Genomic DNA, 6,332 nt, shown 5'->3' on the forward strand with positions numbered 1-6,332 from the left:
CTCGTGGCTCGGACCGTCATCGGTTCCGCGTGCGAAGAACCGCGCGAACAAGGCTAGTTGACTCTGTGTCAGTGTCCAATCACGCTAGCGACAGAGACCTATCGACTTATTTATAGTTGGGGCCTGCCTGGGGGCCGAAGGAGGGCAGGGATAGGGGAGGGCACGCCATGGACCTGGCCTTGCTGCGTACCTTCGTCACTGTGCACCGGGCTGGCTCCTTCACCCGCGCGGCCGCTCTGCTCGGCCTCTCCCAGCCCGCCGTCACCTCGCAGATCCGCACGCTGGAACGGCAACTGGGCAGACCTCTCTTCCTTCGTCAGGCACGAGGGGTGACCCCGACGACCATCGGTGACGAACTCGCGCACAAGGCCGCACCCCATCTCGACGCCCTGGTGGAGATAGCCGAGAGAGGTCTGGACGACGAGTCCTCGCTGAGAACCCTGCACCTCGCCGGCCCGCCCGAGTTCACGGCCGAACGTGCCCTGCCTGCCCTGACGGAGCTGACCGGCGACGACGGCCAGGGTTTCGCACTCCGTGCCTCCTTCGGCACGGCGGAGGAAACGCTGGAGGGCCTGGCCTCCGGTCACCATGATCTGGCCATCAGCACGGCCCGGCCCCGGGGCGCTCTGCTCACCGCGACTCCGCTGTGCGACGAGGAGCACATCCTGGTCGCCGCCCCTCGCTGGGTCGAGCGGATCGATACGGAGGCGCTGCGTCTGAAGGGGGCGCCCGCGCTGGAGAACCTGCCCGTCGTCGAGGTCCACGAGTCGCTGCCCTTCGTCTCGCGCTACTGGGCCTCCGTGTTCGACTCCCGCCCCGCCGCCTCGGGTACGGTCATCGCCCCTGATCTACGGGCTGTGCTCGCCTGCGCGACCTCAGGTGCCGGACTCGCGGTGCTCCCCCGCTATCTGTGCGCTGCGGCCCTCGGCGACGGCACGGTCTCAGCCCTTCACAACCCGGCGGTGCCGCCGCTGCGCACCTACTTCCTGGCGGTGCGGACCGGAAGCCTCGCCATGCCCCATATAGCGCGGGCTCACGAATGGCTTCTGCGGGCGGCCACAGCCTGGTGTTGAGAGTCCTCCGGCACAGCGTCCACGTGCTGCGGTCGTGCGGTGACGCTTTGCGATGTTTCACGTGGAACCAGCCGGGCCACATTTCTCCCATGACCGTCCGACCCGTGGTCAAGCGCACCGCCCGTGCCGTTCTTCTGGACGGTGACGACCTGATCCTGATCAAGCGCACCAAGCCCGGCGTCGATCCCTACTGGGTCACTCCCGGTGGTGGGGTCGAGCCCGGAGATCCGACCGTCGTGGACGCCTTGCACCGGGAAGTGTCCGAGGAACTCGGAGCCAAGATCACCGATGTGGTCCCGTGCTTCGTGGACACTGTTGAGCACATCGGCGAGGACGGCGGCGCGACCGGCGTGAAAGTGCAGCACTTCTTCGTCTGCCGGCTGGAGTTCATGGACCCGGCCCTGCGACACGGCCCCGAAGTGGACGAGCCGGCCGGTGAGTACGAGATCGTCCGCGTCCCCTTCACCCGCGTCGGCATCGCCTCCGTCCACCTGGTCCCGCTGTCGCTGCGCCACTATCTGGACGGCAACATCGAGGGCGTACGCGCCATGCACGCTCCCGACCTCGGTTGACGCTCCCAGCTCCCGACCACAGAAAGCCCCTCACCTCTCGGGCAGCGCGACCAGTTCATAGGCGTCCCACAGATCGCGTCCGGCGTAGGAATGGGTCGCAAGCCCAGCCAGGTGGGCATCCGCATTGACCGCCACGGAAACCGGTACGGCAGCAAACAGATCCTTGTCGGACATGGAGTCGCCATACGCCACGCAGTCCGCCCGTGCGACTCCGAACTCCGTGCAGAGCCGGTCCGCGATGGCCACCTTGGCTGCGGCGCTGAGCACCCCGGACGGATCGACGGGTTCGGTGAACGGCACGGCCGGGAAGCGGGAGCCATACGCCGCGTGAGCACCCCAGTCGAGAAGGCGCTCCACGAAGAAGGACGGCGAGAGTGACACCACCGCGCAGTATTCGCCCGCGTTTCTGATCTCCACCCAGACCTCACGGATGCGGGCGAGCCATGGAGCCCCCTCGAATGCGGCGCCGACATGCGCCTCGGTCAGATCGGCCCATAGGTCGTACACCTGCGCCGCGTACTCCGGCGGACCGATCCGTCCCTCCGCGATCGCCCGGTCCAGTGCCACAGTCTCCGCTTCCAGCCCCAACTGACGGGAAATCTCCACCGGTGCGGTGCTGCCGTGCAGCAACGTGCCGTCAAGATCGAAGAGATGAAGTCTCGCCATGGCCTGGAGGCTAACCGGCTGCCGGTGTTTCACGTGAAACACCGACCGTTGTCCACAGGCTGTGCATATGGCCACGGCATGGCCAAAAGCACATGTGTCTGCGTCGAAACAGCTGGACGCCGAGGGCGCCGGTCGGCCAGCCTGATCTGCGTGTCGACTCCTTCACTCGCCGCTCTGCCCATCCGTCGTCTGACGCTTCGCGATCTCGCCGCCTGCGCCGACTTGTCCGAAGACCGGGGGTGGCCCCGCGAGGAACACAAGTGGGGGTTCCTTCTCGCGGCCGGAAAGGGCTTCGGCATCGACGATCCCCAGGGTGGCCTTGTCGCCGCGTGCGTCGTCACGGAGTACGGCTCGTGGGACTGTCGGGATCTCGGCGCCATCGGCATGGTTCTGGTGGCCGAACGCCATGCCCGTCAGGGCGTCGGGCGCCGTTTGATGCGGCATGTCGTGTCGACCATGGGGACCACCCCGCTCACCCTGCACGCCACGCCCAACGGCCGTCCCCTGTACGAGGAACTGGGGTTCAAGGTGACGGGCCAGGCGGAGATGCTGCTGGGCCGCTTCACTCCCGGCGGGCCGGAATCCGGCGTGCTCACCCGAGCGGCCACCGCCGGGGACCTTCCCGCGATCCTGCGGCTCGACGAGGAGGTCTTCGGCGCCGACCGCACTCACCTGATCACCCGGCTGCCCGCCTTCGCCGACCAGTTTCGGGTAGCCGTGGAGGGCGGCCGGGTCATCGGTTACACCGCCGCGTGGCCCAACATGGACACCCACGTCGTCGGTCCGCTGATCGCCCGGGACACCGAGACCGCCCAGGCTCTCGTCACGTCGCTGGCGGCCGGCACCGACCGTCCGCTGCGCACCGACATCGACGTGCGCCATGAGGAGCTGCTGGCCTGGGCGAAGGCGCGGGGGCTGGCTTCCGTGGCCTTCAACGCCGTGATGACCTACGGCATCACGGAGCTACCGGGCGACTGGACCCGGCGGTTCGCTCCCCTGACCGTGGCCGCGGGCTGATCCTTCGTACGACGGGCCCCGGCCTCGCCGCGTCGTGCGATGGGGCCGGGGTCGTCCGTCCGGGATCGGGTGATCAGGCGAGCGCCCGCACGGCTGCGGCGGCGAAGCCGTGGTCCTGTTCCGGCGCACCGCCGCCGACACCGATCGCACCGATCAGCCGGCCGTCCCAGTGGACGGGCACCCCGCCCGCGATGAACAGCAGGGGCCGGTCGAGGGCCGTGGGCAGCGTGTGGAAGAGGCCGCCGGGCTGCACGGCGTCGACCAGGTCGGCGGTGGGAGCGTTCAGCTGAAGGGCGGTGTAGGCCTTGCGGGTGCTGGTCTCACTGGAGATCAGCACGGCCCGGTCGTCCCGGCGGAAGGCGAGCATATGGCCGCCGGCGTCCAGGACGGTGACGCTGACCGTGACTCCGTCGTCCTCGGCCGCGCGGCGGACCGTGGCGACGAGCAGTTCGGCATCCTCGATGGACAGCGGGGCGACGGCGGTGGTCGTCATGGAGGCTCTCTCCTCGGGTGTTGCTGAGATGGGCGGCTTGCCGTACCGGCGGGAAGCGTCCCCCGACACGGAGACCGGTGGGGTGGGGGTGGTGCGGCGCCCTGGGGTCCCAGGGGCTCAGTGGTGGACCGGCGTCTGCTGCCCAGCGGGCGTCCCGGAGGCGACCACGGTGCTGCGGGCGCCGTCACGCCGCTCCAGCGCCGCCGAGAGGACGGCGAGGACCAAGGCGGCCGCTGCGAGAGCGGCACCGACCCAGTTGGGGGAGGTGTAGCCGAAGCCGGCCGCGATCACGATGCCGCCGAGCCAGGCGGACAGCGCGTTGCCCAGGTTGAAGGCACCGATGTTCACGGCAGACGCGAGCGTCGGGGCTCCGTGCGCCTGGTCGAGCACGCGCTTCTGCAGAGGCGGCACGGTCGCGAAGCCCAGGGCGCCGATCAGAGCGATCGTCACAGCCGCCGCGATCTTGCTGTGAGCGGTGAGCGTGAAGAGGGCCAGGACGAGCGCCAGGGCGCCCAGGGAGACGTACAGCATCGGCATGAGGGCCCGGTCGGCGAACTTGCCGCCGACGAGGTTGCCTCCGACCATGCCGAGGCCGAACAGGACCAGCAGCCAGGTGACCGAGCCGTCGGCGAAGCCGGCGACGTGGGTCATCATCGGCGCGATGTAGGTGATGGCCGCGAAGACACCGCCGAAGCCGAGAACGGTCATCGCCATGGCGAGCAGCACCTGGGCGTTCTTGAAAGCGGCCAGTTCGTGCCGCAGGTGCACCCCCTCGGGCCGCGGCACCTCCGGCACGAGCTTGGCGACGCCGGCGAGACCGATGACCCCGAGAGCGGCGACGATGCCGAAGGTGACGCGCCAGCCGACGTGCTGGCCGATGAGCGTGCCCAGCGGAACGCCTACGACATTGGCGACGGTCAGACCGGTGAACATCATGGCGATGGCGCCGGCCTTCTTGTCGGGCGCCACCAGCTCGGCCGCCACGACCGCGCCGATGCCGAAGAAGGCACCGTGCGCGAGGGAGGCGATCACGCGTCCGAGCAGCATGACCGCGAAGGTGGGTGCCACGGCGGAGAGCAGGTTCCCGGCGATGAAGAGACCCATCAGCAGCATCAGCATCCGCTTGCGCGAAACCTTGGTGCCGAACACGGTCATCACCGGGGCGCCGATGACCACGCCGAGCGCGTAGCCCGTCACCAGCAGGCCCGCCGTGGGGATGGAGACCCCGAAGTCGCCCGCGACCTGGGGCAGCAAGCCCATGATCACAAACTCCGTCGTTCCGATTCCGAAGGCCCCGATCGCGAGGGCCAGAAGCGCGAGAGGCATGGAGGGGTAGACCTTCCCAGACGATTGCAGGAGCGCTTTGCGTGCGTCCACAATAATTGCAGACGCTGGTTACTTGCAAGCGCGCACTATTGCGGGCTTGCTCTACCCTTGATGCAGCCGCTCCGGGACGGAGGAAACGCCCATGACAGCGACGGACCCCGCGCTCACCGCCCTCGCGCAAGGCTGGTGCGCCCTCTCTGCGCTGCACGGAAGGATCGAGGCGCACATCGAGCGCGCCCTGCAGGCACAGCACGACCTGAGCGTGCGCGAGTACTCTCTGCTCGATGTGCTGAGCCGTCAGCACGACGGCGAGGGCGGCCATCTGCAGATGAAGCAGGTCGCCGACGCGGTCGTTCTCAGCCAGAGCGCCACCACGCGCCTGGTGACCCGGCTGGAGGACCGCGGCCTGCTGGAGCGCTACCTCTGCCCCACCGACCGGCGCGGTATCTACACCAACGTCACCGAGGCGGGCCTGAGGCTGCTGGAGGAGGCGCGGCCGACCAATGACGCCGCCCTGCGCGGGGCTCTGGACGAAGCGTCCCGGAACCCCGAACTGGCCCCGCTGGTCCGGGTCGTGGAGTCCCTGAACGTACCGGCATAGGGTGCGCGCATGGGAGATCTTGAAATACGGCGTGCGACGGTCGCCGACCTTCCGGCGATCGTCGCGATGCTCGCCGACGATCCACTGGGTGCCCAGCGCGAGTCCCCCGATGACATGTCCCCCTACCGGACGGCGCTGGAACGACTGGACGCCGACCAGAACCAGCACCTCGTCGTCGCCGTCCGCGAAGACCGTGTGATCGGCACCCTCCAGCTCACGATCATTCCGGGTCTCTCCCACAAGGGAGCGACCCGCGCGCTGATCGAGGCCGTACGCATCCACGCCGACGAACGGGGCAGTGGGCTGGGCAGCCTGCTGATCGAGTGGGCGATCGACACGTCCCGGCGGCACGACTGCCGGATGGTGCAGCTGACGTCCGCCAAGACGCGCACCGACGCCCACCGCTTCTACGAACGGCTCGGCTTCAGCGCCACGCACGAAGGCTTCAAACTGCGGCTCTGACGGCCGAAGGCCCACAGTGCGGTGGGGGGGGGGGGGGGGGGGGGGGGCCCCCCCCCCCCCCCCCCCGCCTCCCCCCCCCCCCCCCCCCCCCCCCCCCCCCCCCCCCCCCCCCCCCCCCCCCC

At 69.3% G+C, this 6,332-nt stretch carries 8 protein-coding genes; 5 read left to right on the forward strand and 3 right to left on the reverse strand.

What is annotated here, in order from left to right:
- Nucleotides 1-167: 167 nt before the first annotated feature.
- Nucleotides 168-1,073 carry a LysR family transcriptional regulator gene (locus ACZ7GZ_RS09160; protein ID WP_471022311.1) on the forward strand — a complete coding sequence of 302 codons (906 nt, stop codon included), beginning with the start codon at nucleotides 168-170 and terminating at the stop codon, nucleotides 1,071-1,073.
- A gap of 89 nt (nucleotides 1,074-1,162) precedes the next feature.
- Nucleotides 1,163-1,645 (forward strand): NUDIX domain-containing protein, encoded by a 483-nt coding sequence (locus tag ACZ7GZ_RS09165; protein ID WP_471022312.1) that lies wholly within the window; start codon nucleotides 1,163-1,165, stop codon nucleotides 1,643-1,645.
- Between the two features lie 30 nt (nucleotides 1,646-1,675).
- Here the strand turns inward: ACZ7GZ_RS09165 and ACZ7GZ_RS09170 are convergent, their stop codons facing one another.
- Nucleotides 1,676-2,311, reverse strand: coding sequence for an HAD family hydrolase (locus ACZ7GZ_RS09170; RefSeq protein WP_471022314.1), 636 nt, complete (start codon nucleotides 2,309-2,311; stop codon nucleotides 1,676-1,678).
- A 150-nt stretch (nucleotides 2,312-2,461) separates the two neighbouring features.
- Here ACZ7GZ_RS09170 and ACZ7GZ_RS09175 point away from each other — a divergent pair, with 150 nt between their 5' ends.
- Nucleotides 2,462-3,328, forward strand: coding sequence for a GNAT family N-acetyltransferase (locus ACZ7GZ_RS09175; protein WP_471022315.1), 867 nt, complete (start codon nucleotides 2,462-2,464; stop codon nucleotides 3,326-3,328).
- A gap of 73 nt (nucleotides 3,329-3,401) precedes the next feature.
- On the opposite strand, the gene ACZ7GZ_RS09180 is transcribed toward ACZ7GZ_RS09175, so the two are convergent.
- Nucleotides 3,402-3,821, reverse strand: a complete 420-nt coding sequence (locus tag ACZ7GZ_RS09180; protein ID WP_471022316.1) for a GlcG/HbpS family heme-binding protein — start codon at nucleotides 3,819-3,821, stop codon at nucleotides 3,402-3,404.
- Between the two features lie 117 nt (nucleotides 3,822-3,938).
- On the reverse strand, nucleotides 3,939-5,147 hold the full coding sequence (locus ACZ7GZ_RS09185; RefSeq protein WP_471022318.1) for an MFS transporter: 1,209 nt from the start codon (nucleotides 5,145-5,147) through the stop codon (nucleotides 3,939-3,941).
- A gap of 142 nt (nucleotides 5,148-5,289) precedes the next feature.
- On the opposite strand from ACZ7GZ_RS09185, the gene ACZ7GZ_RS09190 reads away from it, so the two are divergent.
- Both ACZ7GZ_RS09190 and ACZ7GZ_RS09195 read left to right on the forward strand, forming a co-directional pair.
- Nucleotides 5,290-5,748, forward strand: coding sequence for a MarR family winged helix-turn-helix transcriptional regulator (locus ACZ7GZ_RS09190; protein WP_471022319.1), 459 nt, complete (start codon nucleotides 5,290-5,292; stop codon nucleotides 5,746-5,748).
- 9 nt (nucleotides 5,749-5,757) lie between these two features.
- A complete protein-coding gene (locus tag ACZ7GZ_RS09195) occupies nucleotides 5,758-6,210 on the forward strand; it encodes a GNAT family N-acetyltransferase (RefSeq protein ID WP_471022322.1) in 453 nt (150 codons plus the stop codon).
- The last annotated feature ends 122 nt before the right edge of the window (nucleotides 6,211-6,332 follow it).

The sequence above is a fragment of the Streptomyces sp. NPDC037288 genome (assembly GCF_055603265.1).

Bases quoted from the DNA above. Each gene is read 5' to 3' on its own strand.
- ACZ7GZ_RS09180 (WP_471022316.1), bottom strand. From the start codon at position 3,821: ATGACGACCACCGCCGTCGCCCCGCTGTCCATCGAGGATGCCGAACTG.
- ACZ7GZ_RS09160 (WP_471022311.1), top strand. From the start codon at position 168: ATGGACCTGGCCTTGCTGCGTACCTTCGTCACTGTGCACCGGGCTGGC.
- ACZ7GZ_RS09185 (WP_471022318.1), bottom strand. From the start codon at position 5,147: ATGCCTCTCGCGCTTCTGGCCCTCGCGATCGGGGCCTTCGGAATCGGA.
- ACZ7GZ_RS09190 (WP_471022319.1), top strand. From the start codon at position 5,290: ATGACAGCGACGGACCCCGCGCTCACCGCCCTCGCGCAAGGCTGGTGC.
- ACZ7GZ_RS09165 (WP_471022312.1), top strand. From the start codon at position 1,163: ATGACCGTCCGACCCGTGGTCAAGCGCACCGCCCGTGCCGTTCTTCTG.
- ACZ7GZ_RS09170 (WP_471022314.1), bottom strand. From the start codon at position 2,311: ATGGCGAGACTTCATCTCTTCGATCTTGACGGCACGTTGCTGCACGGC.
- ACZ7GZ_RS09195 (WP_471022322.1), top strand. From the start codon at position 5,758: ATGGGAGATCTTGAAATACGGCGTGCGACGGTCGCCGACCTTCCGGCG.